Below are 26401 nucleotides of genomic sequence, written 5' to 3'. Positions count from 1 at the left end.
GCCATGAAGTTCGACACCCCCGCCGGCCCGAACCCGATCGACCGGCTCAAGGTCGTGGGCCAGCCCACCGACCGGATCGACGGCAAGTACAAGACCACCGGCACCGCCCCCTACGCCTACGAGCGCCACGACGCGGCGCCCGAGGCCACCTACGGCTACGTGCTCGGCTCGGCCATCGCCAAGGGCCGCGTCCGCAGCATCGACACCGCTTCGGCCCGGCAGGCCCCCGGCGTCATCGGTATCGTCACCACCCTCGACACGCCCCGGATCGAGCGCGGCGTGATGAACGTCGCCTACCTGTTCGGCGGCGACGTGATCCAGCACTACCACCAGGCGATCGCCGTGGTGGTGGCCGAAACCTTCGAGCAGGCCCGGGCGGCCTCCTTCCTGGTCGCGGTCGAGTACGCCCCGGAAGCCGGCGCCTTCGACCTCGCGGCGGCGGCGAAGACCGCCGAGCCGGTCCCGGCCGAGAGCGGCGAGGGCAGCGGCGGCGACGGCGAGGAGCGCGTCGGCGATTTCGAGGGGGCCTTCGCGCAGGCGCCCGTGACCCTCGACGCGGCCTACACGACCGCCGACGAGAGCCACGCCATGATGGAGCCGCACGCCACGACGGCGGCCTGGGACGGCGACCGGGTGACGCTCTGGACCGCCAACCAGATGATCGGCTGGGGCCACGGCAGCCTCGCCAAGATGCTCGGCCTGCCGAAGGACAAGGTCCGGCTCGACGCCCCCTATGTCGGCGGCGGCTTCGGCGGCAAGCTGTTCGTGCGCGCCGACGCGGTGCTGGCGGCGCTGGCCGCCAAGGCGACGGGGCGGCCCGTGAAGGTCGCGCTCACGCGCCCGCTCATCGCCAACAACACCACGCACCGGCCGGCCACGATCCAGCGGGTCCGGATCGGCGCCACGCAGGACGGCACCATCACGGCGATCGCGCATGAGAGCACTTCCGGCAACCTGCCGGACGGCGATCCCGAGACGGCGGTGAACCAGACCAAGTTCCTCTACGCGGGGAAGAACCGCCTCACCGCCATGAAGCTCGCCCACCTGGACCTGCCCGAGGGCAACGCCATGCGGGCGCCAGGCGAGGCCCCGGGCCTCGCCGTGCTCGAGGTCGCCATGGACGAGATGGCCGAGAAGCTCGGCCTCGACCCGGTGGAGTTCCGCATCCGCAACGACACGCAGGTCGTCCCGACCCAGCCGGACCTAAGCTTCTCCCACCGCGACCTCGTCGGCTGCCTCAAGCTCGGCGCCGAGAAGTTCGGATGGGCCAAGCGCAACCCGAAGCCCGGCCAGGTCCGGGACGGGCAATGGCTCGTTGGCCTCGGCATGGCGGCGGCGTTCCGCGACAACATGGTGATGAAGTCGGGCGCCCGGGTGCGGCTGGACGGCAACGGCACGGTCACGGTCGAGACCGACATGACCGATATCGGCACCGGCAGCTACACGATCATCGCCCAGACCGCCGCCGAGATGATGGGCGTGCCCCTCGACAAGGTGGCGGTGCGGCTCGGCGACTCGGACTTCCCGGTCTCCTCGGGCTCGGGCGGCCAGTTCGGCGCCAACTCGTCGACGGCGGGCGTCTATGCGGCCTGCGTGAAGCTGCGGGAGTCCGTGGCGCAGAAGCTCGGCTTCAACGCCACCGACGCGGTGTTCGAGGAGGGCGAGGTCCGCGCCGGCAACCGCGCGATCCAGCTCGCCCAGGCTGCCGCGGACGGGGAGCTGGTCGCGGAGGACACGATCGAGTTCGGCAAGGTCTCGAAAGAGCAGCAGGTCTCGACCTTCGGGGCGCATTTCGTCGAGGTCGCCGTGGACGTCTACACCGCCGAGGTCCGGGTCCGGCGGATGCTGGCGGTCTGCGCGGCCGGTCGCATCCTCAACCCGAAATCGGCCCGCAGCCAGGTGATCGGCGGGATGGTCATGGGCACCGGGGCGGCCCTGATGGAGGAGCTGGCCGTCGACACCAAGCGCGGCTTCTTCGCCAACCACGACCTCGCCGGATACGAGGTGCCGGTCCATGCCGACATCCCGCATCAGGAGGTGATCTTCCTCGACGAGGTCGACCCGCGGTCCTCGCCCATGAAGGCGAAGGGCGTGGGCGAGCTCGGGATCTCGGGGATCGCCGCCGCGGTGGCGAACGCGATCTACAACGCCACCGGCATCCGCGTGCGCGACTACCCGATCACCCTCGACAAGCTCCTGGACCGCATGCCGGACGCGGCCTGACCGGGGAACGGGGACGTCCGGCGGACGTCCCCGGCTGGATCGACGCTGAGGAGGCCGGCCCGGCCCGCACCAGCACGGGCGGGCCGTCCGCGTCGCAGGCGCGCGCGGTGAAGGCGTTCACCCCGGCCGCGTCGCGCTCACGGGTGCCGTCAGGGTCCCGCGGGCGGGATCAGTACTTCCGAATGATCGGCTCCGGCGCCATCGGGACCGGATCTTCCCCGAACCGGTAAGTCAGGCCGGCATAGACCGAGAGCGGCTGCGCCAGCGTCGTGGTCCGGGGATCGTTGATCGACAGGTTGCCGGCGACCGCCCCCGTCTCGGCGAAGGTGCCGAAGGTGGCGTAGCGGTTGTTCGTCAGGTTGGTGATCAGCCCGAAGATCTCCAGGTTCTTGGTGACCTGATACTTCGTCGTCAGGTTCATCACGTAGTAGGCCGGCAACTTGCGGTTCAGGTTCGATTCGTCGCCGCGGAAATAGGACGACGAGAAGGCCGAGACGTTGAGGCCGAAGCGCCAGTTCGGGGTGATGTTGTACTCGAAGCCCGCCTTGATCTGGTGATCGGGGATGAGCGGGATCTTGTCGCCCGGCCGCACCCGGATGCCGCCGTTCGGGATCACGTCGCCGCCCACGGCACCGCCGGTCGCCCCCGTGCTGGCCAGGGGGTTGTTGGGCGACGAGAGGGTCGCGTTGAACTGGAAGGTCGCGTCGACCAGGGCGTAGTTGGCGTAGACCAGCAGGTCGGGGGTGACGGCGTATTCGGCGCCGACCTCGATGCCCTGGCGCCGGGTCGCCGGGACGTTGATGTAGTAGGCCCTGGCGGCATTGCCGGCGACGGCGACCTGATAGAGGTCGTTGCTCAGGTCGGTGCGGTAGACGCCGGCCTTGTAGGTCAGGGCGCCGCCCGACAGGAAGCTCGGGATCACCCCGCGGAAGCCGGCCTCGTAGGTCCGGCCGGTGACCTGCTTGAGCGGCGGATCGGCCACCAGCGAGTTGGGCAGCAGGCAGGGCTGGGTCGGGCTGGAGCAGGACAGTTCCAGCGGGGTCGGGGCACGGTTCGATTCCGAATAGCTGCCGTAGAGGTTGACCGCCGGGTCGAACTGGTAGGTCAGGCCCGCGAGCGGGTTGACCTTGGTGTATTCGTGCACGCCGGTCACGTCCGGCGAGAAGCCGGTCTGGTCGCGCGTCTGGATGCGGGCGTAGTTGAGGCGGAAGCCGCCGGTCAGCGACAGCCGGTCGGTGAGGTCCAGCGTGTCGGTGGCGTAGAGGCCGAGATACAGCGTCGAGCCGGTCACCGAGCTGGGCGCGAGGCCGATCGCCCCGAGGGTGCGGATGTCCGGCGTGCCGAGCCCCGGGATGGTGCCGTAATACGGGTTGTTCGGGTCGACGGTGATCGACAGGTTCGGATTGATCACGCCCAGCTGGCTGGACGACTTGAACGCGAAGGTTGAGGCGTCGACGCTGCCGCCGACCACGAAGGCGTTATTCAGGCCGAAGATCCGGTCGCGGTTAGCCGCCTGCAGCGAGCCACCATACGACTCGGCCTCGGTCAGGGTCGTGTCGATCGTGCCGTAGGGGATGTTCCGCAGGAACGGGATCGTCTGGTTGTTCAGGCCCAGGATCGCGAACTGGTTGGCGTAGGCCCGGCGGGCCGCCACCTGACTGGTGGGCGGCGCGTTCACGTTGAACGCGTCGTCCTGGTAGCAGAGCGAGCCCCGGAAGCTGCTGCGGCTGCTGCAATTCTCGAAGTTGCCCTGGTTGCCGTCGACGTAATTCTCGCTGAAGCGCCGGTAATAGGCGTTGCCGGCGAGATCCCAGGTCGGCGAGATGTCCACCCGGCCGGTCAGCTGGATCGTGCCGACCTGCGTCGTCTGGGTCTGCGGGTAGGTGAAGATCGCCCGCGGGTCGCGGTGGGTGAAGTCCACTGGGGTCGCGGCGGCGGCGCCGTAGAAGCTGCGGGCGGCGAGCCCGATCAGGTGGAACTCCGAGTCCTGGGAGCGGTAGCCGAGATCCGCGTAGAGGCGGCCGATCGTGCTCGGGCTCTGGTAGCGCCAGCCGCGGTCGTTCAGGCCGTCGCCGGTGAAGTAGACGCTCCAGGGGCCGGAGACCTTGCCGTATTCGAGGTAGCCGGCGGTGCGCGCGTCCGAGCCGCCCCAGGCCGAGATCTCGGTGCCCTGCCAGGTGAAGCCGTTCTTCATCTGGATGTTGACCGCGCCGCCGATGGCGTTGAGGCCGAAGACCGGGTTGCCGGTGACGACGTCGATCCGCTGGATCGCCTGCGGGGGGATCAGGTCGAAATTGACGACGTCGCCGAAGGCTTCGTTGATGCGCACGCCGTTCTGATAGACGGCGAGCCCCTGCGGCACGCCCTGCACGGACGAGGCGGTGAAGCCGCGATAGCTGAGATCGACCCGGTTCGAATTGCCCTGCGAATCGTTGAGGTTCACGCCGGGCGTCTGCCGCGCCAGCGTGGCGATCACGTTGTCGGAGCCCCGGTCGATCTCGATCTGCCGCGCCGTGACGGTCTCGACGGTGCTGGGGATCTTGTTGAGCGGCTGCTCCGAGCCCCGCAGGCGCACCCCGCCGGCCGGAGCCGGCAGCGTCGGCGCGGTCTGGGCGAGGGTATCGAGGGTCTGGGCGCCGCTGGAATTGCCGCCGCCCGCACCCACCGGCGACGTCGAGACGACGCTGATCTCACCGAGGGTGACGGCTTGTTGAGCCTGCGCGACACCGGGCAACAGGGCCACGGACGCGATCAAGCTGCCACGTAGGGCGTGCATATCTTCCCCCAACCTGAATTCAAGGCTCGCGCCGCTTCCCGTCGGCTGCGTGAGCGTCACTGATCTCGGGTCGGGTTCGGGTCGCAATTCACGTTTTGTTTAATCCCTGCCCGTGCCGGAAAAGACCATCGAATGACGCACAGTGTTGCGCAGATATAACATCCTCGAACGATCGTCCGGGATCTTCGGGCATATTTGGAAGTAACTTCCGGGAATATTACGCAATTGGGAAGTTCGGCGACGGGCCATCGGGATGCCGGCCGGGACCGGCCCCCGTCACCGCCTCCGGCTCACGGGGAGGCCAGCCGGACGGCCACCTCGTTCCTGCGCAGGAACGGGATCGCGAAGGGGGGATCGTATCCCATGACGAACGGCGCGCCCTCGGTTCTCCGTCCCGCCGCCGCCAGCACGTCGGCGAGGATGCGCGCCTGCGCGGCCCGCGCCTCCGGGGTGAGACGGCCGGAGAAGCGCAACGCCGCGATCCGTTCGGCCGGGATCTCGACCAGCCGGATCCCCGGCTCGGTCGGCGCGGGCGCCCCGGCCGCCGCCACCGCGCGCGGCAGGAAGAAGCGCATCGTGCCGGCCCCGTCCTGCTCCACCGGGACCGTCATGGCGATGCGCCGCCCGCCGGTCTCCACCGGCGCGGTCATGGCGATGCGGTCGCCCCCCCGGTTCGCACCGGTGATGTAGCGGAACAGCCGGCCGAAGGCCTCGCCGTCGCCCTGGCCGCGGGAATCGGTCTCGACCGCCAGGCGCGGCGCGTAGGACCGGATCTCGACCCCGCGGTCGAGACGCTCGACCACCGTGTAGGCGGGCTGCTCGTAGAGCGCCCGTACGCCGAAGATCCCGAGCACCGATTCCACGAGGGTGACGAGCACGTAGAGGACCCTGTCCATGGCGGAACCTCCGGATGCGGGCGCGGGCGTCGCCCCGCGGTCCCGGGAACATGGCCGTCGGGGGCGCCTGCCGCCGACCCTCTGCGGCGTCAGGCCTCCATCAGGCCGGGGATGGCGCTGCGCAGGCGGAAGAAGCCGCGGTTCGCGAGGGGCCAAGCCCCCGAATCCCAGGGGCGGCGGACCCGGAGGCAATCCCGCGGCAGCACCTCCGCCGAGGGGCCTGCCGGCGCCCAGGCCGTCACCACGGGCAGGTCGCCGGCCCAGCCGTCCTGCACGGGCATGGCCGGGCAGCCGAACTGCGCCTGCGCCCGGGTCAGGGCATCCGCCAGCGCCGCCGCGTCGGCCGCGCGGACCCGGTCGACCGCCCCCTCCGTGTGGGCGAGAAGGCCGCCGACGCGGATTACGCGGGCCGGTCCGAGGGGAAGGCTCTCGGGATGAAGGTCGTCGAGGTGCAGCAGCAGGGCGACCGCCCCGTCCGGCGGGGTGTCGGCCGGGGCGAGGGGCACCTCCCGCGGGGGCATGTCCTCCTCCAGCGGCGCGGCCCCCTCGTCGAGCCCGGCGGGATCGTGGCGGCCCTCCGTGTACTGCCGGATGTTGTCGCGCCGGGCGCGGTAGGGCTTGCCCCGGGTGTGGAGGCCCGCGACCCACCGCCACGACAGGGTGTTGCTGGCCGGATCGCCGTCGAGCAGGTGGCGCAGGAACAGGTCGGCGCCCAGCTCCCAGGGCAGGCGCAGGGTGAAGATCCAGATCGAGGCGAACCACATGCGGGCATGGTTGTGCAGCCAGCCCTCCTCGGCGAGCTGACCGGCCCAGGCGTCGAAGCCGTCGAGGCCCGTGCGCCCCGCGGCGGCTCGCTCGTAGGTCCGGCGCAGGCCGGGCTCGGCGGCAAGGCGCGTCCGTGCGGCCGCCAGACCCTCCCGATAGCCGGTCCAGGCGCCGGGATGGGTTTCGAGATGGCCCTTGAAGTAGGTCCGCCAGAACACCTCGGAGACGAAACGCTCCGCGCCTGAGATGCCGAAGGCGCTCTGCGCGGCCCGGGCGACCTCCTCCTCGGTGAGCAGCCGGCGGCGCAGGTAGGGCGACAGAACCGACGTCGTCGGCGTCGCACCGGGGCCGCGATCCGTGTTCCGGGACGCCGCGTAGGCGGCGCCGGGACCGGTCAGGAATGTCGCCAGGGCCTCGAGGCCGGCGGCGCGGGTCATGGGGCGCGAAGGGGGCATGACCCTGATCTAGGCCCCGTGCCGCGATTGGCAGCTGCGCGAAAGCGCGGATCCCCCATCTCGGCCCGGGCGTGGGTGTAGCCGGAGGCCGGCACCACCGGCAGGGCCAGACACCCCGCTCCGGTCGCAGCGCCGGCTGCCGGGGGCGGCCTTTCGCCGGCGCGGGCCGTCCGATGGCCACGGCCCGGGTCGAGGACGCCTCAGGCGCTCCTGTCGCGGCCCGAGATCAGGCGGAGCTGCGCCGGCGGGCGGGCCGCCAGGGCGGCGGCGACCTTGCCCTCGAGTTCGCCGACCCGGAACGGCTTCAGCACGATCGCGTCGCTGCCGACGGCCCCGGCCTTCGTCAGGGCGGTGGTGTCGGCAAAGCCGGTGACGAACAGCACCGGCAGCGTCGGCCAGCGCTTCCGGATCTCCAGAGCCGTCTCGGCTCCGTTCATGCCGGGCATGGCGAAATCCATCACGACGAGGTCGACGCCCGGATCCGCTTCGAGGGCCGCCAGGGCCTGGAGGCCGGAGGCCGCCTCGCGCACCGCGTAGCCGGCCTCGGTCAGGCGGGTCGTCGTCACCTCGCGCACCTCGGCGTCGTCGTCGACCACCAGGAGCCGGGGGCCGCTTCCGGGCGGATGCATCCGCGCGGCCTCGGCCGCGGCGGCATTGCGGGGTGCGTCCCCCTTCGCCTCCGCGGCCCGGGGCAGGTAGACCTTGATCGAGGTGCCCTCGCCGGCGACCGTGTCGATGCGGATGCCGCCGCCGGACTGCTTGACGAAGCCGTAGACCTGGGCGAGCCCGAGACCCGATCCCTTGCCGACCTCCTTGGTGGTGAAGAACGGCTCGAACACCCGGGCCAACACGTCCGGCGTCATCCCGGTGCCGGTGTCGCTCACCGCCACCATGACGTAGGCGCCGGGCGCCGGCTGTTCGGGCCGCGTCGGCGCCCCGGTGACGCTGACATTGGCGGTCTCGATGGCGAGCCGGCCGCCCACCGCCATCGCGTCGCGGGCGTTGATGGCGAGGTTGAGGATCACGAGCTCGATCTGGGTGGCGTCGACCAGGGCCGGCCACAGATCGGGCTGGAGCGCGGTCTCGATGCGAACCGCGCCGCCGATCGAACTCTGCAGCAGGTCGCGCATCGAGGCGACCGTCTGGTTCAGGCTGACCGGGGTGGGTTCCAGGCGCTGGCGCCGGGAGAAGGCGAGGAGCTGTGCCGTGAGCCGGGCGGCGCGCTCGGCGGCCCCGCGCATCATGTCGAGGCGGCGCTTCGAGCGGGCGTCGCAGACGGCGCGCTCCAGGAACTCGATGTTGCCGGCAATCACCGTGAGCAGGTTGTTGAAGTCGTGCGCGACGCCACTCGTGAGCTGCCCGACCGCGTCCAGGCGCTGGGCGAGCCGCAGGGCGTCCTCCGCCCGCTCCCGCTCCACGATCTGGGCCTGCAGGGCGGCGTTGGCCGCAGCGAGTTCCCGGGTGCGCTCGGCGATGCGCGCCTCCAGGGTCTCGTTGAGCGCCTGCAGGGCGGCCTCGGCTTCGCGCTTCTCGGCGCGCGCCCGCGCCTCGGCCAGCGCCCGGACGATGGTGCGCGGCATCCGGTCGAGGCGCTGCTTGACGACGTAGTCGGTGGCGCCGTTCTTCAGGGCCTCGACGGCCACGTCCTCGCCCAGCGTGCCCGAGCAGAAGATGAACGGGGTGTCCGGGCATTGCGCCCGGGCGATGCCGAGGGCGCTCACCCCGTCGAAGGTCGGCAGGACGTAGTCCGCCAGGATCAGGTCGTGCCGGCGGGGCACCGCCGCGCGGGCGAAGGCGTCGCGCGTCATCACCCGCTCGATCTCGACCGGATGCCCGAGCGTCTCCAGCTCGGCCTCGATCAGCTCGGCGTCGAGATCGCTGTCCTCCAGATGCAGGATGCGCAGCGGGCCCGCGGAACGTCCGATCACGCGTTCGATGGCCAGCCTCCCCGGTATGGCGGCGGCTCGTTGAGGAGGGCCCAGAACACCCCGATCTCCTTGATCGCGGCGAAGAACTCCTCGAAGCCCACGGGCTTCACCACGAAGGCGTTCACCCCGAGGTCGTAGGAGCGCACCAGGTCGGTCTCCTCGCGGGACGAGGTCAGCATGACCACGGGCGTCTTGCGGGTGACCGGGTCGCCCTTGATCTTGGCGAGCACCTCCAGGCCGTCGACCTTGGGAAGCTTCAGGTCGAGCAGGACCACGGCGGGATCCTGGGCCTGCCGCTTCTCGTGGGCGCCGCGACGGTAGATGAAGTCGAGGGCCTCGGCGCCGTCGCGGCAGATGACGATCTCGTTGGCGAGCTGGCTCGATTCGAGGGCCGCGAGCGTCAGCTCGATGTCGTTCGGATTATCCTCGACCAGAAGGATGGGTTTCAGTCCTGCCATCTCAGTGCGCCTCCTCCCGGATGGGCAGGGTGAAGTAGAATGTGGCGCCCCGGCCGAGCGTTCCCTCGGCCCAGGTCCGCCCGCCGTGGCGCTCGACGATGCGCCGGACGTTGGCGAGACCGATGCCGGTGCCCTCGAACTCCTCGACCCGGTGCAGCCGCTGGAAGACACCGAACAGCTTGTCGACATAGGCCATGTCGAAGCCGGCGCCGTTGTCGCGGACGTAGTAGACCGCCTCCCCGTCCCGAGGCGGCAGGCTGCCCACGACGATCACCGCCTCCTGGGTGTCGCGGGTGTACTTCACGGCGTTCGACAGCAGGTTCTCGAGGACGAGCCGCAGCATCACCGGATCGGCATAGGCGCGGCCGAGCGGGGCGATCTCCCAGCGGATGGTCCGGTCGGGGGTGACGTCGCGCAGGACCTTGCGGCGGACTTCCTCGACCAGGGCGTTCATGTCGCCCCAGACCTTGTTCAGGGCGTGCCGGCCCATCTGCGAGAAGCTCAGGAGGCTGTCGACCAGGGTTCCGGCCGAGAAGGCCGCCTCGATGATCGTCTCCACGTAGTGCCGGCCCTTGTCGGACAGTTGGGCCCCCTCGCGGGTCTTGAGCAGGTTCGCGTAGCCGACGATGTGGCGGAAGGGCGCGCGCAGGTCGTGGCTGACCGAGTAGGAGAAGGCCTCCAGCTCCTTGTTCGTGCGCTGCAGTTCCTCGCTCATGGCGGCGAGCTCCTCCGCCCGGCGCAGCACGATGCCGAGCACCGAGGTACGCAGGTCCTTGGCGGCCTCCACCTCCGGAGCGGACCAGGGCAGGGAGCGGCCCTTCACGGTCTCCTTCCAGATCTCGAACGACTTGCGCGGATGCAGCCGGTCCGGGCCGCCGTCCGGGTCGGGCTCGACGGCCTTCACGGGATTGCCGCCCCACTTCACCGTCCGCACGACCTCGGGTCTGAACCAGAGGATGTAACTCGCGTATTTCTTCGAGACCGAGACCGCCAGGAGACCGCTCGCCCGCCCGGCGAAGGCCGCGGCCGCCGGAAACGCCTCCGACAGGGCTTCGGAGACGAAGACCTCCTCGGCATCGTCGCGCTCGGACAGCCACCGGTAGAGGGCGCGGACCTCGCGCTCGGTCGGCGTCGCCCCGAGCAGCCGGCAGCGGTCCGCCGTCACCACCGCGGCGCCGGTCGCGTCCACCAGGGCCAGGACGTCGTCGGGATGGTTGAGCAGGCCGTCGACGAAGCTGTCCTCCTCGGCCATGAAGCCGAGGAGGCGCGCCTGCACGGCGCCCAGGGCCAGACGCCTCTCGGACTGGGCGCCGCGCTCGCGGGCCGAGAGCTGCAGCGCGAAGATCTGGGTGAGCACGTCGCAGGCGTTGCGCGCCTGGAGGGGCACGCGCTTGGGCGCGCGGTTGTGGCAGGAGATCAGGCCCCAGAGCGCGCCGTCGACGAGGATCGACACCGACATGGACGCCATCGTGCCCATGTTGCGCATGTACTCGACATGGACCGGCGAGACCGAGCGCAGCACGGACTGGCTGAGGTCCAGGGGCCGGCCGGACGGCGTGGTGGCCGGCCGGATCGGCACGGGGACGTAGCCGGCATCGGGGATGATGCGCAGGCGGTTCCGGCGGTAGAGTTCGCGCGCCTGGACGGGGATGTCGGAGGCGGGGAAGCGCAGGTCGAGGTAGGAGGGCAGGACGCCGTTCCCGGCCTCGGCCAGCACCGTCCCGTGCCAGTCGCGGTCGAACCGGTAGACCAGGGCGCGGTCGAGACCGGTGATCTGGCGGATGTCCTCGGCGACGAACCGGCAGAGGTCCTCGACGGTTCTGGCGGTGTGCAGGCGTTCGACGAAGGCGCGCAGGCGCGGGGTGAGCAGGTCGACGCCGATGTCGGCGGCGGCCGCGTCGATCTCCTCCAGTTCCACCACCACAAGGTCATCGACCCGGTGGGCCGCCACCTCGTAGGCTTGGCGCCCGCTGCCGGTCTCCAGCGTGACGGTGCGAAGATAGAGGGCCCCGTCCTGGGTCTCCGCCGCCGCCAGATGGTGCCGGACGACGGCCGCAAGGTCGGGCAGAGCCGCGTCGAGGATGGTCCCGACCGCCGCCGCCGCCGGGGCGTTGGCGCTCGCCTGGACGATGGCGAGGGACCGGGCGTCGAGCCCGAGCAGGAATCCGTGCGGCTGGACGCTGCCGACGATATGGATGGGCTCGCGATCGCACGCAGTCACATCAAGACGCTGAGCCGCGCCGCTTCGTAGGTTCAAGCCGGGGTTCGCCTCCTCACCGGGTCGGCCGCAAAACTTAAGGCGTGTTAACAGCCGAACCGTGCCGCTCCTATAGGGCTAAAGGATTGGCACAGGCGGCTTAACCGTCCGCGCGGGAGGCTGGTGCCGGGTGGCCGAAGGGCACGGCGACCGGATCCGCCATGCGCGCGCGACGCCAGGTCGCACGACGGGGCCGGGCGGCGCGCCGGGAGCCTAGAGCGGAACCCAGGCGGCGAGGGCGATCAGGACCAGGGGCATCGCCACCAGGGCCAGCACGGTCTGCGCCGCCGTGATCCCCGCCATCAGCGGGGCATCCCCGCCGAGCTGCCGGGCCAGGATGTAGGCGGAGGAGGCGGTGGGCAGGACCTGGAAGAGCAGGGCGGTGGTCAGCGCCGGGCCGTGCAGCCCGAGGCACAGGGCCGCCAGAACCGTCGCCGCCGGCATGGCGATGAACTTCATCGTCGAGGCGGCGAGCACGGGCCCCGCCCAGTGCCGGGCGGTGCCGAAGTCGAGCGCCGCGCCGACGCAGAGCAGGCCGAGGGGCAGCGACGCGGCCCCGAGGGCCCGCAGGGCCGGTTCCAGCCCCGGCGGAATACCGAGGCCGAGGCCCTGGACCAGGATTCCGCCGAGCGAGGACACCACCAGCGGGTTGGTGGCCAGTTGCCGGGCGATGCCGCGCGGCGTCAGCCGCACCGTGCCGTGCCGGGCGAAGACCAGCACGCAGAGGATGTTGACGGTGGGCACGATCGCCGCGTTGCAGATGGCCGCCAGCGCGATGCCCTGCGGCCCGAACAATCCGGCGGCCAGCGTCACCCCGACATAGTTGTTGAAGCGGACACTGCCCTGGAACACCGAGGTGAAGGCCGGTCCGTCGAGCCTCAGGCACGGCCTCAGGACGATCACGAGGACCGCGACGGCGAAGGTCGACAGGATCAGCGTCAGCGCGAGGGCGCCGACCGGCACGGCCTCGATCCGCGCCGTCGCGAGGCCGTGGAAGAACAGGCTCGGCAGCAGCACGAAGTAGCCCAGCCGCTCGGCCTGCGGCCAGAAGCCCTCAGCCAGGAAACCACGCCGCCGCAGGGCCAGTCCCAGCGCGGTCAGGATCACGATCGGCAACAGGGCGAGCAGCACCGCGCCGGTCACGGGAGAGGGTCCAAGGCGGTGTCGCTTTCAGCTGCGCCGGTCAGGTGCGCCGCGGCGCTGGCGGGACGGCCATGCCGTCAGCCGCGCCCCAGCGTGTAGAATTCCGGGTTGGGCCGCAGGCTGGTCACGTTCGCCAGCCGGTTCGACAGGCCGAAGAAGGCCGCGATGGCGGCGATATCCCAGGCATCCGCGTCGTCGAAGCCGTGCGCCCCGAGCGTTTCGAACGCGGCCTCCCCCACGAGATGCGCGGACTGGCTGACCAGCATGGCGAAATCGAGCATCGCCTTCTGCCGATCGGTGAGGTCGGCCTTGCGGTAGTTGATCGCGACCTGATCGGCGATCAGCGGGTCCTTGGCGCGGATCCGGAGGATCGCACCGTGGGCGATCACGCAGTACTGGCACTGGTTCATGGCCGAGGTCGCCACGACGATCATCTCGCGCTCGGCCTTGGTCAGGTTGCCCGGCTTGTCCATGAGGGCGTCGTGATACGCGAAGAAGGCTCGGAATTCCTCCGGGCGATGGGCGAGCACCAGGAACACGTTCGGGACGAAGCCGGACTTTTCCTGCACCGCCTCGATCCGCGCGCGGATGTCGGCCGGCAGATCCTCCAGGCGGGGGATCGGGAAGCGGCCGATCGGGGCGTGTGCGGCTGACATGGGCGCGCTCCTCGCGGATCGAGCCGGCGCCCGAGGCCGCCGGCCGTCCTGCGCAGGCGATAGACCGAACGGTCTCCTCAGCGCAATCGATCGCGGCCGCGCGCACCGGACCGGCCGCTTCCGATCGAGACCGGGTGAAACGTGGGTCCCGGGATCGGTCTCGCAGGGATGCCGTCGTGTGACGATCGCGGGATGCTGTGCGGCGCTCCCGCTCGTCGGGGCTGCCGGCATGCATCATCGCGAAGATCCGGCCGACGGCACGATCGTGCGAGGCAGCCTTGACCGGGCGGCAAGGAGCGGCAGCCCGTGCCCCTCGATCATCGACAGTTCGTTGAGCGATGCCTTTCTGTTTTGGCAAATAGATTTGTGGACGAAACCGTCCGACAGATCATGGAGAACGATCTCCGGGAATCAATGTCCGGTGGTTTCGCCGCGTGCCCCTGTATCGCGCGCCCGGGTCGGGGGACGACATCCGCCAGGCCGGGCACACGGGTCCGCAGGCGACGCCGACGGCAGCGTTTTCACTCCGCCTCGACCCTGCGCGGGCTTCACGGTCGGCCTCAACTCTGCCCGAAAGCTTTCGTTCGGTCCGCCGACGATCCGGTGACCCGGGCTCCCGACCCTGGCCCGTTCCGGAATGTGGCGGCGCGCTGGAGGGAGGATGTTGTGCTGCGACGGAAGACGCCTCCGCCGAAGCGATCACGGCCGGCAGGCGGCGGATCGATGCCCGGTCCCGCCCGGACTTCCGGTCAGGCCTCGCCGAGAGCGGCGTTCGCGGAGCGCCCCACCTTCCGGCCGCGGCGATGGCGGGCCGCGTGCCCCGTGCTGGCGCTCGGCTTCGGCCTGAGCGCGGGCGCGTCCGCCGCGCAGGCGGCTCCGGATTGCGCCGGGAGCCGGAGCCGGGTCGAGACGCTGATCTGTGCCGACCCCGCTCTGACGAGGCTGGACGACGAACTCAGGCGCCTGTTCGACAGGATCAGCGGGGAGACCCGGGGGATCGACGGAGAGACCGGCCGGGCGATCGACACATTCGGTGCGGACCACGCACGCTGGCGCACGCGGATCCGCGATGCCTGCCCGGATGCCGCCTGCCTGACGCGGGTCTATACCGCGCGGATCGCGCAGGTCCGGCGCGACTGGAGCGGGGCGCTGTCGGACACACCCGCGCTCCGGCACGTGGTCAATGCCCGTTTCGGCTTCTCCATCGACGTTCCCGCCGACCTCGTCGCGGAGCCGCCGCCCGACAACGGCGACGGGCAGGCCTTCCATTCGGCCGACGGCCATCTGCACCTGACGGTGTCGGGCCTGAACGACGGGCTCGACCAGGATCTCGACGCCGTCGTGGCCGCGGACCGGAAGACCTGCCTGCGGCAACCGCCCGAATACGGGGCGCGCAAGCCCGGCTGGATCGTGTTCTCCTGCACGACCGCCGACGGCATCCTGTACCGGAAAACCCTCCGGGCGGGCGGGCGCGGCGGCGCCTTCGTTACCCTGCGCATCCGCTATCCCGCGGCCGAGCGGGCGCGCTGGCAGGCGGCCGTCACCACGGCCGCGACCTCGCTGCGGTTGACGGAACCGGGCCGGGACAGCCGCTGACGGCGCCCCCGATCACCGCGAGAAGGTCGTGGCCGTCTGCGCGGTCGAGACCATCGTGTTGTAGTCGTTCACGATCCAGGTCACGTCGCGCCCGGCGCCGCGGCGGGCATCCCCCTTGGCCTTGGCGAGCTTGGCGTCGAATTCGCGCAGCTTGCCGAGCAATGCGCGCGGCCGGCTCTCGAACACGTGGAAGGCGTTCGGGTTGGCGGCGCTGTACCCGTCCAGGTCCTTCACGGCGACGGCGTAGCGCCCGAGCGCGGCCTCGAAGGCCGCCATGTCGACGACCGGCTTGGCGTCGGTGGGCAGCAGGTCCATGACCTTGCGCGCCTCGGTCATCACGTTCGCGACGTGCCAGCGCGCCTTGCGGCCCTCCCGGGCCTCGATGGCGGCGAGTTCCAGCGCGTCGCTCTTCTCCTTCTCGACCCGCAGCGCGGCGTCGACCTGGGCACGCGCCGCCAGGAAGGCCGGCCCCGCGACGGCGAGCTTGGCGTGGAGCGCCTTGCCCTGCTCCATCTTGTCCGCGCGGTAATCCTGCCGCTCGTAATAGCCCTCCGCCTCGGTGATCGTCGGCGCGAGGGCCTGGTAGGCGGCGATGTAGCGCGTCATGGCGCCGTCGAGGTTCGGCATCGCGGGCGGCTGCGCCGTCGCGGCCTCCGCCTTCGCGATCTCGCCGCGGACATCGTAGAGCCCGTAGAGGCCGTAGATGATCCGCTCGCGGCCGGTCGGGCCGGTCTTCATGTTGACCCAGCTCTGATAGCGGCTGAGCGATTCCTGCGCCCGCAGGGTGCGGTTGAGGAGCCCGACATAGGCGTTGAGCTTGCGGATCGTCTCCTGCGCGGGATCGACATCGGGCTTGGACGCCTGACCCGCCGGGGCGGGGGCGGAGGCGGAGGCGGGGGCGGAGGCAGGGGCCTGTGCGCGAGCCGAGGCGGCGGCGAGCAGCGTCGTCAGAACCAGCCACGTGGTCGCTGTCAGGGTCCTCGTTCTCATGGGCGCGGGGGATCCTCCGGATTCGTTCAACCCGTGTAACCGGCGCCCGGCGTGAAGACCAGATGCGATAACCGGTGTCATCCGTCCAGTAGAGACCCTGTCACGGACAACGGCATTGCATTGCGCAAAATCGAAGATTGCATGATTGATCATGGATGTGGAGACGATGGTCTCGCCGGACGCGACCGATTCAGCCTTCGGACGCACAGCGCCGCTTGAACCGGGCGGCGCATGCGGATGTCAGGATTTGCGCCGGGGCGGGCCACGACAGGCCGGACGTTGCCCGACATACCGCGCGCGGACGGGCCATCGACGAACCCGGATCGGTGCGGTCCCGTCTCGTCCCGCGGAGGCGGATCGGATAGAGGATCGGACGATGCTCGACGGCCATCCCCGCATCCTGGCTGACCTGCGTGCCCGGCTGGCCGAGCCGCAGCGCGTCTATCACGGCCAGGCGCATATCGACGCGCTCCTGGAGGCGTTTCGCGCCCACCGCGCGACCGTCCGGAATCCCGACGCGGTGGAACTGGCGATCTGGTTCCACGACGCCGTCTACCAGCCGGGCGCCCCGGACAACGAGCGCCGCAGCGCCGCGCTCCTGCGGGTGCTGCTGGAGGGCGCGGTCCCGGCACCCACGCTGGCGGCGGCCGAGACGATGATCCTGGCGACCGAGCGGCACGCCGTCCCGGACGGTCTCCCGGCCGCGCTCGCCGCGGACGTCGCGCTCTTCCTCGATCTGGACATGGCGATCCTCGGGGCGGGCCGAGCCGCCTATGACGGCTACGCCGCGGGCGTGGCGCGGGAATTCGTCCCGGTCGTGGGCGAGGCCGCCTACCGGCAGGGGCGCGCGGCCTTCCTGCGGGGGGCCCTCGCATCCGGCCGGCCGCTGTTCGTCACCGACCGGGCCCGGGCGGAGCTGGAGGGGCCGGCGCGGTCGAACATGCGGCGGGAACTCGCGGCGCTGGGCCGGTGACCGGCGACCCGGGCCGCGGTCACGGCGCGATGAGGTGCGGGACGAACCGGGCCCGGTCGGTGGTGATGAGGCCGTCCGACTCGCGCAGGCACAGGCCGGCGGGTCGATCGCCGACCATCCAGCTGCCGACCAGCGCGCGGCGGCCCTCGAAATCGGGCAACGCGGCCAGGGCCTGCCGCACGAAGCCTTCGCCGCCATAGGGGCCCTCGTCGCGCGCCGCGACGGCGCCGTCGCGCACGATCAGCACGTTGGCGCCCTCGCGCCCGTAGAGGGGCTTCCTCACGAAGCTCCGGCCCAGCGCGGCCTTGGCCGGGTCCTCCTCGAAGTAGGTCGGCAGCAGGTTGGGATGGCCCGGCGCCATCGCCCAGAGATGCGCCAGCATCCCCTTGTTGGAGAGCACCGCCTTCCAGGGCGGCTCCAGGAAGCGGGTCGATGCCGTGCCGACCGCGCGGCCGAACGGGTCGGCGAACATCCATTCCCACGGGTAGAGCTTGAACAGGCAGCCGATCGGGGCACCGGCCGCGTCCACGAAGCGCCCGTCCTCGGCGAGCCCGATCGCCTCGACCGGCAGGAAGGGGGCGGCGCGGCCGGCCTGGAGCGCGCAATCCTGGAGATAGGCCAGCGTGCCGCGATCCTCCGGCGCGTCGGGGAAGCCCGCGAAGGCGACGCCCTCCGGGGGCGCCACGGCGGCGAAGCGCGCCACCAGCGCCTCGTGCAGGGTGTTGAACTGGTCGGCGCCGGCGGGAAGGCGTCCCCGGGCCAGCCCGTCCTCCAGCCACAGCCACTGGAAGACCGCGCTCTCGTAGAGCGCTGTCGGCGTGTCGGCGTTGTATTCGAGGAGCTTCGCCGGCCCGGTTCCCCCGTAGCTGAAGTCGAAGCGCCCATACAGGCTGGGGTCGCGCCGCTCCCAGCTCGCCCGGATCGCGTCCCAGGCATGCTCGGGGATCCGCAGCGCGGCGAGAATCGCTTCGTCGCGGACCGCCCGGTCCACGAAGGCGAGGCAGAGCTCGTGCAGCGCGGCGCTCGGCGCCTCGATGGCGTCCTCGATCTCCGCGAGGCTGAAGGCGTAGTAGGCGGTCTCGTCCCAGTAGGGGGCGCCGTCGAACGTGTGGAAGGCGAAGCCGGCCCGCGCGGCGTGGAGCCGCCAGTCGGGCCGCTCCGGGATCGCCACCCGGCGCATCAGCCGCCTCCGAAACCGCCCGTGCGGCCGCCCGAGCCTCCGGAGAACGCCGTCGCCCGCCCGGTGCCGCCGAAGCCGCCGCGGCTGATCGTGCGCGGGGTCGTGCTCGTGGTGCGGGCGACCGAGGCGGGGACATGGACCCGAGAGACGCCGCCCGCATAGGCGACCCGGCCGCCCGTGCCGGTGCAGTAGCCGCCCCCATGTCCGGCCGTCCCCGCCTCCGCCGCGTCGCGCTCCTCTTCGGGGGCGTGCGGGTAGAGCGGCTGGACCGGCAGGTCCTGCGCGTCCGTCCGCCCCATCAGGAAGGCGGCCATCACCGGCAGGTAGCGGCCGCGCGCGGCCTCCGTGACCGGCCCGCCCGGCGTGCAGCCGCCGGTCCCGTGGTGGCGCTGGCAATCGGCCTCGGTCTCGTAGCGCGGCGCCGTCGCCGCGTAGGCCTCCTGCGCGGTCTTGTAGGCGGCGATGCAGGCCTCGGCGCTGCGCAGCTGCTGGGCGATGCAGGCGCCGAGCGTCCCGTAGACGAGCGCCTCCTCCTCCCGCTGGGACGGGTCGAGGCCGCCGAGGGCCAGGGCGGCCGCGCCGGCGCCCGCGACCAGAACCAGCGACACGGCGGCCGAGCGCTTGGAGCGGCGGGCGGCGGCGAAACCGGTTTCGGGCGCGCCGACGGCTGCGGGAGCGGGGGCGGGGGCGGTCTCCGTCACCGGCCGCTCAATAGGTCATCGCGGCGGCGTTCACGACGCCGCCCGCCAGCGAGGCCGCGCCGAGGAGGAGCGCGGCGGCGGCGCGATCCTCCTCGATGCGCCGCGACAGGTCCGGCACCGCAAGGCGCACGAGCCAGTAGATCGCGATCTGGATCACGAGGGCGATCAGGCCCCAGATCAGGCAGTCGAGCAGGGACCGCGCATTGTAGATCGCCACCGCCAGCGGCAGGGTGAAGCCGAGCAGGCTTCCGCCCAGCGCGATGGCCGCAGCCGTCACGTCCCGGTGGATCAGCGCGACCTCGTTATGCGCGGTGGCGAGGGTGTAGATCAGCAGGTAGAGGCCGATCAGTCCGGTCGCGGTGCCGAGATAGAGCAGGAAGTCCGGCAGTCCGGAGACCAGGGTCACGCAAGACCCGCCGTCTCACCGGCCCCGATCGTCGAAAGCACCGCAGCCGGACAGGTCTCCCGGTCGAATCGCATGACGAGCGAAGCGAATGTCGGGGCTGATTGTTGGACGCGGGATCGATTCACGCCCGTAAATCCACGCAATTTCCCGCGCGGTGTCAAGCTTGTCGCGGATTTCAGAGAGTTGGACTGACGGCAATACGCCGAGGTCCGGAAGGGCGCTACCAGACCAGCCGCTCGATCACCCCGTCCGGATGCACCGCCTGCCGGCCGAGCCACTCGGCCACGTCGCCCAGGCGGTGATGCGCGGCCGTGACGCCGAGTTCCTCCGCGTGGATGCCCCGGGCCACCAGCACGCTGGCGATGCCGAAGCCGCGGGCGCCCGCGATGTCGGTGCGGATCGCGTCGCCGATCGCCAGGACCCGCGCCGGATCCACCGGGGCCCCGGTGAGGGCCGCCCCCTTGGCGAGGGCCGCCTCGTAGACCGGGCGGTGCGGCTTGCCGGCATAGACCACGGGGCCGCCGATCTCCGCATAGGCCGCCGCGAGCAGGCCCGCGCAGGGGATCAGGCGGTTGCCGCTCTCCACGACGAGGTCGGGATTGGCGCAGATCATGGTCAGCCCGCGGGCGGCCAGACGCTCCAGCTCCGGCCGGTAATCGTCCGGGGTCTCGCTGCGGTCGTCGAACAGGCCGGTGCAGACGACGAGGTCGGCCTCCGATTCCGGGACGAGGCTGAGGTCGAGCCCCTGGAAGATGCCGAGGTCGCGCTCCGGTCCGAGATGCCGGATCCGGGCGCCCGGGCGCGCGGCGATCAGGTCGTGGGTGAGGTCGCCCGAGGTCAGGATCGCGTCGTAGGCCTCCCGCGGCACGCCGAACCGGTCGAGGATGCGGCCGACGCCGTCGCCGGGCCGGGGCGCGTTCGAGACGAGGACGACCCGGCGGGGCCGCGCCCCCGGACGGCCACGGAAGCGGATCAGCGCCTCGCCGGCGGCCTCGTGGGCCTTCTGGCCGTCATGCAGCACGCCCCAGACGTCGCAGAGGATCAGGTCGTACCGGTCGGCGACCTCGGCGAGACCCTGGAGGGTCGGGATCGGCGCGGGGGTGGCGGTCGCGGTCATGGAAGGTCCTGGAAGGTCCTGGATTCAAAAGGTCCGGGACCTTTTGTGGGTGCAGGGCAAAGCCCTGCGATACAGCAGGGCCGCGCCCTGACAACCCGCCAGAGTGCGCGGCCCTTGGGGAAACCCCTTACGGGCGCCGGGCCGGTCCCAGCCGGTGCTCGGCGAAGAAGTCGAGCATCGCCCGGGACGCGTCGGGCCCCTCGGGGTCCGTGTAGCTGCCGTCGGGGCGACCCCCGGACCAGGCATGGCCGGCGCCGCGCACCCGCCAATCCTCGACCACGACCCGGCCCGCCTCGTCCCGGTAGCGGGTGCGGGTGAAGGGGTGGCCGCGGCCCTCGAAGGTCTCGGACCGGGCGATCAGACCGGCGACGTGCGCCTGGGCCAGAACCTGATCGGCGTTGCGCACGCTCACCGTGCCGTCGTCCTCGCCGTGGAAGATGATCGTCGGCACGCGGGTGGCCGGGGCCGGGCTGCCGAAAGCCGTGGCGGTGCCGAGGCCCGGGGCGCCGACCTGCATGGCCATCAGCGCCGAGCCCAGATCCCGGGCGCAGCCGGCCGCGAGGCCGGAATGCACGCCGACGGCGGCGAAGAGGTCGGGATAGGCGCGGGCGATGTTCAGGGCGGCGGCGCCCCCCGCCGACAGGCCGGCGATGTAGACCCGGGCCCGGTCGATCGGGTGCTCCGCCATGATGGCGCGGGCGAGGCCCGCGATGATCGCCGGCTCGCCCGTGCCCCGGCCCTGGTCCCGGGGCTCGTACCAGTTCCAGCAGCGCTGGGCATGGGCCTGACGGCTCTGGGCCGGGTAGGCCACGAACACGCCGGCGCGCTCGGCGAGGGTGTTCATGCCGGTGCCGGCGGCGAAATCGTCCGGATTCTGCGTGCAGCCATGCAGCATCACGATCAGCGGCGCGGCTGCGTCCGGATGGCTCGGGATGAACAGCTTGTACTCGCGGGTGCCGGCGGGCTCGGCATGGGTCAGGGCGACGAAGCGGCCCCCGGTCCCGCCCCCCCGGTCGGCGGGCGGCGGAGCGGGGTGCCGCAGCGGGTTGCCCAGGCCCTTCAGCACCGGCGCAAGGCCGCGCACGACCTGCCCCACCACCTCGCGCATCCGCGTCCCGGATTCCGCTGCGGGAATCTGCGGCACGGCCGACGGATCGGCGTGGTGCGGGGAAGAGTCTGTCGACGCGTGTTCAGCGGGTGCGGCCCTCTGGCCGGCAAGGCTGCGCTGGATCAGGGCGGTCGCCTCCTCGAGCCGGCCGAGGCCGGTCAGACGGGTGGCCTCGATCATGTCGGCGAAGGGCGACAGGCCGGTCTTGTCGTCGCGCTGTCCGTCGCGACTGCCGAAATTCTCGGTCATGCGTGCGCGCCTCACTGCCTCAATGTCTCTGTCACGGCCGGACCCGATGCGCCTGCGCCACCGCACGGGCATCGCATGAGCCGACCCTCACCATCCTGCGAGATGATGTGTCGAGGATGTTTTGTGCATTGCAATAAACGCCCCTGTGCAATGCGACAACCGTCGGCGCCGCGCAGCAGGCTTAGGGATCAGACCGCCGGATCAGACGGGATCGTCCGCCCCGATATAGTCGGCCCAGATCGCGGCAGGACCGAGGCTCGCGCGGAAGCCGTCGTGGCGGGCGCGCTCCGCATCGGTAAGACGGCTCCGGTAGGGACGGGGCGCCATGGGGGCCACGGCCTGGACGGAAGATCCGGCCACCGGGGCGGCTTGCTCCGCGTCCAAGAGCCCGAGGCTGGTCTGCTTGCCCCCGAGGAGCTCGACATAGACCTCGGCCAGGATCTGCGCGTCGAGGAGCGCGCCGTGCTTGGTGCGCCGGGTGTTGTCGATGCCGTAGCGGCTGCAGAGGGCGTCGAGGTTGTTGGCCGCGCCCGGATGCTTGCGCCGGGCCATCGGCAGGGTGTCGACCACGTCCTCCAGCCGGATCGGGGGCGGGGCGTTCGCGCCGAGCCGGGCGTATTCCATGTTGAGGAAGCCGACGTCGAAGGGCGCGTTGTGGATGACGAGGCGTCCGTCGGCCAGGAAGGCCAGCAGCTCGCCGACGATCTCCGCGAAGACCGGCTTGTCGGACAGGAACGCGTCGGACAGGCCGTGGACATTGAACGCCCCCTCGGAGACCGCCCGCTGCGGGTTGCAATAGCGGTGGAAGCTCCGGCCGGTGGGGATGTGGTTGAGGAGTTCCACCGCGCCGATCTCGATCAGCCGGTCGCCTCCCTTCGCCTCCGTGCCGGTGGTCTCGGTGTCGAGGACGATCTCGCGCAGCATGGGTCTCGCGACTCGCGGGGTGGGGGCGGACCCTAGCCAGATAAGGCGGAGGGGTTAAGCTCCCGTGCGCCTCAGCGGGACGTGTTGCGGTAGACGCAGACGGGTCCCCGGTCCTCGTAGCCGCCCGGACAGGCGGTGACGCAGGCGCCGGCCGCGAACTTCTTCGGCGGGGGGCAGCTGGCGGCGTACTGGGCCTGCGCGGGCATGGCCGCCAGCAGCACGAGAAGGGTCGCGGCCCCGAAGCCGCCGGACCGGACCGGATCCATCCCGCCGGAGTGCCGTGCCATCACGTCCATCCTGCCGTTCGTGTTCCCCCCGGAACGCAACCGCAGATATTCATCCGCGCGGGCGTGTCATCCGGTGCCGTGGTGCGGCTCCGCACGATGCGCCGTGAGGCGCTCGACGATCCGCGCCACCTCGGCCTCGGCGGCGGGAAAACCCCGGCTCGTGTCGATGACGAAATCCGCCCGGGCGCGCTTCTCGGCGTCGGGCATCTGCTTGGCCAGGATCGCCGCGAAGGCCGCCTCGGTCATGCCGGGGCGGGCGAGCACCCGGGCGCGCTGGATCTCGGGCGGGGCGCTCACCACCACGACCGCGTCGCAGCGGCCCGCGCCGCCGGTCTCGTAGAGGAGCGGGATGTCGAGGACGACCAGCGGCGCCGCCGCGTGCCGCGCCAGGAAGTCCGTGCTGGTCGCCCGGACCAGGGGATGGACGATGGCCTCCAGCGCCGCCATCCGGTCGGGCGCGTCGAGCACCGCGGCGCGCAGCCGCGTCCGGTCGACGCCGCCGTCGCCGTCGAGCACGCCGGGAAAGGCCGCGCCGATCGCCGCGGCGGCCGCGCCTCCGGGCCCGTAGAGGGCGTGGACGGCGGCGTCGGCGTCGTGAACCGGGACGCCGCGGTCGGTGAACATCCGGGCGGTGGCGGACTTGCCCATGCCGATCGAGCCGGTGAGCCCGAGGATGACGGGTCCGGATCCGGCCTTCGGGGTCATCCGGCGAGATCCGCCACGATCCGGTCGCGCAGCGCCGGGGTGACGGCGGGGCGCGGGCCGAACCACGCCGCGAAGCCCGGCACCGCCTGGTGCAGCAGCATGCCGAGCCCGTCCACGGCCGCGAGCCCCCGGCGGCGCGCCGCCGCGAGGAGCTCCGTCTCCAGGGGTGCGTAGACGATGTCGGCCACGGCCGCCTCCGCCGGCAGGGGCGACAGGTCGATGGCGAGGGGCGGCTGGCCCTTCATGCCGAGGGACGTGGTGTTGACCAGGAGGCCGGTCCCGGCGAGCGCCGCCGGCAGGTCGTCCCAGGCGAGCGCCGCGCCGATGCCCGGCGCGAGCGCCGCCACCGCCTCGGCCCGGGCCGCGGTGCGGTTGGCGACCCAGATGCGCCGCAGGCCCCGCTCGGCCAGCCCGACCACGATCGCCCGCGCGGCGCCGCCGGCGCCGAGCACCAGGGCGGTGCCGCCCGCCCGCGCCGGCCAGGCTGCGCCTAAGGTGTGGTCGAGATGGGCGCAGAAGCCCGGCGCGTCGGTGTTGTCGCCGCGGATCCGCCCGTCGGGCTCGACCACCAGGGTGTTCACCGCGCCGATCGCCTTGGCCCGCGGCGTCAGGGTGTCGGCCAGCGCGAAGGCCGCCTCCTTGTGGGGGATCGTGACGTTGCCGCCCCGGAAGCCCGAATCCGGCAGGGCGCGGATGAAGTCCGGAAACGCCGCCGGCGGCACGTCGAGCCGCTCGTAGGAGCCCGGGATCCCGTGCGCGGCGAGCCAGTAACCGTGGATCAGCGGCGAGCGCGAATGGGCGATCGGGTGGCCGACCACGAAGGCGCGGGGATTCGCGACGCTCATGCCGCGCAATCCTGCGCGAGGCGGCAGGCCGGGCCGCCGGCCTCCTCGATCTGCAAAGTTGCGTGGCCGATGCCGAACCGGGTGCGCAGGCCCTCGGCGGTCTCGTTGAGGAAGCCGTTGCCGGGGTAGCGGTGAGCCTGATGCCCCTCCGCCATCACGAGATGGACGGTCAGGGCGATGCTGGTGGTGCTCATGGGCCAGATATGCAGGTCGTGCAGGCCGGCAACGCCGGGCCGTCCGAGGAGGAAGCCGGTCACGGCATCGGGGGAGATCTGCGGCGGCACGGCGTCGAGGGACATCGCCACGCTGTCGCGCAGCAGGCCCCAGGTCGCCCAGACGACCAGAGCCGCGATGACGAGGCTGACCGCCGGGTCGAGCCAGGCGAAGCCGGTGAGCTGGATCACGAGGCCCGCGATCACGACCCCGGCCGAGACGGCGGCGTCGGCCGCCATGTGGAGGAACGCCCCGCGGACGTTGATGTCGCCCTTGGCGCCGCTGACGAAGAGCCACGCGGTGAGGCCGTTGACCAGGATTCCCACCGCGGCCACCACCATCACGGTCGTGCCCGCGACCGGCTCCGGATGGACCAGCCGGACCAGCGCCTCCCAGATCACCGCCCCCATGGCGATCAGCAGGACCACGGCGTTGAACAGGGCGGCCAGGATCGAGGAGCCGCGATAGCCGTAGGTGAAGCGCGCGGTGGCGCGGCGGCGCACCAGCAGGGCGGCGATCCAGGCCGCCGCGAGGCCCAGAACGTCCGAGAGGTTGTGGCCGGCATCGGCCACCAGGGACATGGAGTTGCTGAGATAGCCGTAGGCCGCCTCGATCACCACGAAGGCGGTGTTGAGGACGATGCCGATGGCGAAGGCCGTGCCGAAATCCTTCGGCACGTGCGCGTGGCCGCCGTGGCCGCCATGGGCATGGCCTCCGTGAGCGTGGCCTCCATGAGCGTGGCCGTCGTGGGAATGGTCATGCCCGGCCAAGGGGAGGCTCCCTCAAAAATCCAGAACCCCGGCCCCGCGCAGGCGGGCGAGGAGCGGCAGCAGCGGCAGGCCCAGCACGGTGCTGTGGTCGCCCACGACCGATTCGAACAGGTGGATCCCAGGCCCTTCGAGCTGGTAGCCGCCGACGCTCGACCGCACCCGCGCCTCGCCGGCACAGCCCACATAGGCCGCGATGGCCCTTTCATCGAGGGGGCGCAGGGTCAGCCGGGCGGTCTCCACGAAGGCGTCCTGCACCGCCCCGGCCAGGACCACGGCGGAATGCAGGGCGTGGGTGCGGCCGGACAGACGGGCGAGCTGGGCCCGGGCGGCCTGCGCATCGGCCGGCTTGTGGAACACGGTGCCGTCGAGATCGAGCACCTGATCGGCGCCGATGACGATCCGGCCGGGATGGCGCGCCGCCACCGATTCCGCCTTGGCGCGAGCGAGCACCAGGGCGAGGTCGGGCGGGGACAGGCCGGCGCACCCCGCTTCCAGGGCGCGCTCGTCGACATCCGGGGCGGCGGTCTCGACCGGCAGGGCGGCGCTCTCCAGAAGGAGGCGCCGGGTCGGGCTGGTCGAGGCGAGGAGGAGCGGATCCGGACCGGTCCAGGGCGAGCGGAGCATCGCGCCAGTGTCACGGATCCGGGGATCGGTGCAAGCCGGGGATCGCCCGGGCTGCGACGAGCCCCGCCGCCGGGATGGACCGGCCGGCGGGGCTGTCGCGGCGCCGATACGCAACCTGGCGCCCGAAGAGGACCTTGGCAGGGAGGGGTTAGGAGA

At 71.8% G+C, this 26401-nt stretch carries 23 protein-coding genes; 3 read left to right on the top strand and 20 right to left on the bottom strand.

The window, feature by feature from the left end; translation table 11 throughout:
* Positions 1 to 3 precede the first annotated feature (3 nt).
* Complete coding sequence (gene paoC / locus ABC766_RS17745; RefSeq protein WP_345819148.1) at positions 4 to 2223, top strand: aldehyde oxidoreductase molybdenum-binding subunit PaoC; 2220 nt, start codon at positions 4 to 6, stop codon at positions 2221 to 2223.
* 169 nt (positions 2224 to 2392) lie between these two features.
* On the opposite strand, the gene ABC766_RS17740 is transcribed toward paoC, so the two are convergent.
* The 8 genes from ABC766_RS17740 to ABC766_RS17705 form a co-directional block, all read right to left on the bottom strand.
* Positions 2393 to 4999, bottom strand: a complete 2607-nt coding sequence (locus tag ABC766_RS17740) for a TonB-dependent receptor (RefSeq protein ID WP_345819147.1) — start codon at positions 4997 to 4999, stop codon at positions 2393 to 2395.
* Positions 5000 to 5289: 290 nt separating this feature from the next.
* The gene (locus ABC766_RS17735) at positions 5290 to 5895 is read right to left on the bottom strand and encodes an SOUL family heme-binding protein (RefSeq protein WP_043759561.1); all 606 of its coding nucleotides are present in this window, start codon (positions 5893 to 5895) and stop codon (positions 5290 to 5292) included.
* A gap of 89 nt (positions 5896 to 5984) precedes the next feature.
* Entirely contained in the window at positions 5985 to 7115 is a 1131-nt protein-coding gene (locus tag ABC766_RS17730; RefSeq protein WP_345819146.1) for an FAD-binding domain-containing protein, read from the bottom strand.
* A 200-nt stretch (positions 7116 to 7315) separates the two neighbouring features.
* Positions 7316 to 9043: a hybrid sensor histidine kinase/response regulator gene (locus tag ABC766_RS17725; RefSeq protein ID WP_345819145.1), complete on the bottom strand. Its 1728-nt coding sequence runs from the start codon at positions 9041 to 9043 to the stop codon at positions 7316 to 7318.
* Positions 9040 to 9501, bottom strand: coding sequence for a response regulator (locus ABC766_RS17720; protein WP_287090778.1), 462 nt, complete (start codon positions 9499 to 9501; stop codon positions 9040 to 9042). The genes ABC766_RS17725 and ABC766_RS17720 overlap by 4 nt, the downstream gene beginning before the upstream one ends.
* A gap of 1 nt (position 9502) precedes the next feature.
* Entirely contained in the window at positions 9503 to 11758 is a 2256-nt protein-coding gene (locus ABC766_RS17715) for an ATP-binding protein (protein WP_345819144.1), read from the bottom strand.
* Between the two features lie 213 nt (positions 11759 to 11971).
* A complete protein-coding gene (locus ABC766_RS17710) occupies positions 11972 to 12901 on the bottom strand; it encodes an AEC family transporter (protein ID WP_345819143.1) in 930 nt (309 codons plus the stop codon).
* 77 nt (positions 12902 to 12978) lie between these two features.
* Positions 12979 to 13557: a peroxidase-related enzyme gene (locus tag ABC766_RS17705; protein WP_179697433.1), complete on the bottom strand. Its 579-nt coding sequence runs from the start codon at positions 13555 to 13557 to the stop codon at positions 12979 to 12981.
* Between the two features lie 723 nt (positions 13558 to 14280).
* Between ABC766_RS17705 and ABC766_RS17700 the strand changes: the two genes are divergently transcribed.
* Entirely contained in the window at positions 14281 to 15153 is an 873-nt protein-coding gene (locus ABC766_RS17700) for a hypothetical protein (protein WP_345819142.1), read from the top strand.
* A gap of 12 nt (positions 15154 to 15165) precedes the next feature.
* Here the strand turns inward: ABC766_RS17700 and ABC766_RS17695 are convergent, their stop codons facing one another.
* Positions 15166 to 16143: a YiiG family protein gene (locus ABC766_RS17695; RefSeq protein ID WP_345819141.1), complete on the bottom strand. Its 978-nt coding sequence runs from the start codon at positions 16141 to 16143 to the stop codon at positions 15166 to 15168.
* A gap of 376 nt (positions 16144 to 16519) precedes the next feature.
* Between ABC766_RS17695 and ABC766_RS17690 the strand changes: the two genes are divergently transcribed.
* The gene (locus ABC766_RS17690) at positions 16520 to 17116 is read left to right on the top strand and encodes a hypothetical protein (protein WP_345819140.1); all 597 of its coding nucleotides are present in this window, start codon (positions 16520 to 16522) and stop codon (positions 17114 to 17116) included.
* A 19-nt stretch (positions 17117 to 17135) separates the two neighbouring features.
* On the opposite strand, the gene ABC766_RS17685 is transcribed toward ABC766_RS17690, so the two are convergent.
* From ABC766_RS17685 to ABC766_RS17635, 11 genes are all read right to left on the bottom strand, one after another.
* Entirely contained in the window at positions 17136 to 18296 is a 1161-nt protein-coding gene (locus tag ABC766_RS17685) for a glutathionylspermidine synthase family protein (RefSeq protein WP_075381003.1), read from the bottom strand.
* The gene (locus ABC766_RS17680) at positions 18296 to 18997 is read right to left on the bottom strand and encodes a DUF1190 domain-containing protein (protein WP_236961928.1); all 702 of its coding nucleotides are present in this window, start codon (positions 18995 to 18997) and stop codon (positions 18296 to 18298) included. Before ABC766_RS17680 ends, ABC766_RS17685 begins: the two co-directional genes overlap by 1 nt.
* A gap of 7 nt (positions 18998 to 19004) precedes the next feature.
* On the bottom strand, positions 19005 to 19403 hold the full coding sequence (locus ABC766_RS17675) for a DUF350 domain-containing protein (protein WP_345819139.1): 399 nt from the start codon (positions 19401 to 19403) through the stop codon (positions 19005 to 19007).
* A 220-nt stretch (positions 19404 to 19623) separates the two neighbouring features.
* Entirely contained in the window at positions 19624 to 20520 is an 897-nt protein-coding gene (locus ABC766_RS17670; protein ID WP_043353860.1) for a TIGR01459 family HAD-type hydrolase, read from the bottom strand.
* A 127-nt stretch (positions 20521 to 20647) separates the two neighbouring features.
* Positions 20648 to 21877, bottom strand: coding sequence for an extracellular catalytic domain type 1 short-chain-length polyhydroxyalkanoate depolymerase (locus ABC766_RS17665; protein WP_051044910.1), 1230 nt, complete (start codon positions 21875 to 21877; stop codon positions 20648 to 20650).
* Positions 21878 to 22078: 201 nt separating this feature from the next.
* Entirely contained in the window at positions 22079 to 22801 is a 723-nt protein-coding gene (gene dnaQ, locus ABC766_RS17660) for a DNA polymerase III subunit epsilon (RefSeq protein ID WP_345819138.1), read from the bottom strand.
* A 71-nt stretch (positions 22802 to 22872) separates the two neighbouring features.
* Positions 22873 to 23088 carry a hypothetical protein gene (locus ABC766_RS17655; protein ID WP_287090772.1) on the bottom strand — a complete coding sequence of 72 codons (216 nt, stop codon included), beginning with the start codon at positions 23086 to 23088 and terminating at the stop codon, positions 22873 to 22875.
* Between the two features lie 66 nt (positions 23089 to 23154).
* Positions 23155 to 23793, bottom strand: a complete 639-nt coding sequence (gene coaE / locus ABC766_RS17650) for a dephospho-CoA kinase (RefSeq protein WP_345819137.1) — start codon at positions 23791 to 23793, stop codon at positions 23155 to 23157.
* Positions 23790 to 24638, bottom strand: coding sequence for a shikimate dehydrogenase (locus ABC766_RS17645; RefSeq protein ID WP_345819136.1), 849 nt, complete (start codon positions 24636 to 24638; stop codon positions 23790 to 23792). The genes coaE and ABC766_RS17645 overlap by 4 nt, the downstream gene beginning before the upstream one ends.
* Positions 24635 to 25621, bottom strand: a complete 987-nt coding sequence (locus tag ABC766_RS17640) for a cation diffusion facilitator family transporter (protein WP_345819135.1) — start codon at positions 25619 to 25621, stop codon at positions 24635 to 24637. Before ABC766_RS17640 ends, ABC766_RS17645 begins: the two co-directional genes overlap by 4 nt.
* 12 nt (positions 25622 to 25633) lie before the next feature.
* Positions 25634 to 26245 (bottom strand): Maf family nucleotide pyrophosphatase, encoded by a 612-nt coding sequence (locus ABC766_RS17635; protein ID WP_043386158.1) that lies wholly within the window; start codon positions 26243 to 26245, stop codon positions 25634 to 25636.
* Positions 26246 to 26401: the final 156 nt, after the last annotated feature.

This window comes from Methylobacterium fujisawaense (assembly GCF_039619325.1).
Lineage (GTDB): Bacteria > Pseudomonadota > Alphaproteobacteria > Rhizobiales > Beijerinckiaceae > Methylobacterium > Methylobacterium fujisawaense.
This window is presented reverse-complemented; position numbering and strand designations above follow the sequence as displayed.

What these genes read in the sequence shown, in the direction of transcription:
- paoC (WP_345819148.1), top strand. Translation starts at nt 4, where the DNA reads ATGAAGTTCGACACCCCCGCCGGCCCGAACCCGATCGACCGGCTCAAG.
- ABC766_RS17740 (WP_345819147.1), bottom strand. Translation starts at nt 4,999, where the DNA reads ATGCACGCCCTACGTGGCAGCTTGATCGCGTCCGTGGCCCTGTTGCCC.
- ABC766_RS17735 (WP_043759561.1), bottom strand. Translation starts at nt 5,895, where the DNA reads ATGGACAGGGTCCTCTACGTGCTCGTCACCCTCGTGGAATCGGTGCTC.
- ABC766_RS17730 (WP_345819146.1), bottom strand. Translation starts at nt 7,115, where the DNA reads ATGCCCCCTTCGCGCCCCATGACCCGCGCCGCCGGCCTCGAGGCCCTG.
- ABC766_RS17720 (WP_287090778.1), bottom strand. Translation starts at nt 9,501, where the DNA reads ATGGCAGGACTGAAACCCATCCTTCTGGTCGAGGATAATCCGAACGAC.
- ABC766_RS17705 (WP_179697433.1), bottom strand. Translation starts at nt 13,557, where the DNA reads ATGTCAGCCGCACACGCCCCGATCGGCCGCTTCCCGATCCCCCGCCTG.
- ABC766_RS17700 (WP_345819142.1), top strand. Translation starts at nt 14,281, where the DNA reads ATGCCCGGTCCCGCCCGGACTTCCGGTCAGGCCTCGCCGAGAGCGGCG.
- ABC766_RS17695 (WP_345819141.1), bottom strand. Translation starts at nt 16,143, where the DNA reads ATGAGAACGAGGACCCTGACAGCGACCACGTGGCTGGTTCTGACGACG.
- ABC766_RS17690 (WP_345819140.1), top strand. Translation starts at nt 16,520, where the DNA reads ATGCTCGACGGCCATCCCCGCATCCTGGCTGACCTGCGTGCCCGGCTG.
- ABC766_RS17685 (WP_075381003.1), bottom strand. Translation starts at nt 18,296, where the DNA reads ATGCGCCGGGTGGCGATCCCGGAGCGGCCCGACTGGCGGCTCCACGCC.
- ABC766_RS17670 (WP_043353860.1), bottom strand. Translation starts at nt 20,520, where the DNA reads ATGACCGCGACCGCCACCCCCGCGCCGATCCCGACCCTCCAGGGTCTC.
- ABC766_RS17665 (WP_051044910.1), bottom strand. Translation starts at nt 21,877, where the DNA reads ATGACCGAGAATTTCGGCAGTCGCGACGGACAGCGCGACGACAAGACC.
- dnaQ (WP_345819138.1), bottom strand. Translation starts at nt 22,801, where the DNA reads ATGCTGCGCGAGATCGTCCTCGACACCGAGACCACCGGCACGGAGGCG.
- ABC766_RS17655 (WP_287090772.1), bottom strand. Translation starts at nt 23,088, where the DNA reads ATGGCACGGCACTCCGGCGGGATGGATCCGGTCCGGTCCGGCGGCTTC.
- coaE (WP_345819137.1), bottom strand. Translation starts at nt 23,793, where the DNA reads ATGACCCCGAAGGCCGGATCCGGACCCGTCATCCTCGGGCTCACCGGC.
- ABC766_RS17645 (WP_345819136.1), bottom strand. Translation starts at nt 24,638, where the DNA reads ATGAGCGTCGCGAATCCCCGCGCCTTCGTGGTCGGCCACCCGATCGCC.
- ABC766_RS17635 (WP_043386158.1), bottom strand. Translation starts at nt 26,245, where the DNA reads ATGCTCCGCTCGCCCTGGACCGGTCCGGATCCGCTCCTCCTCGCCTCG.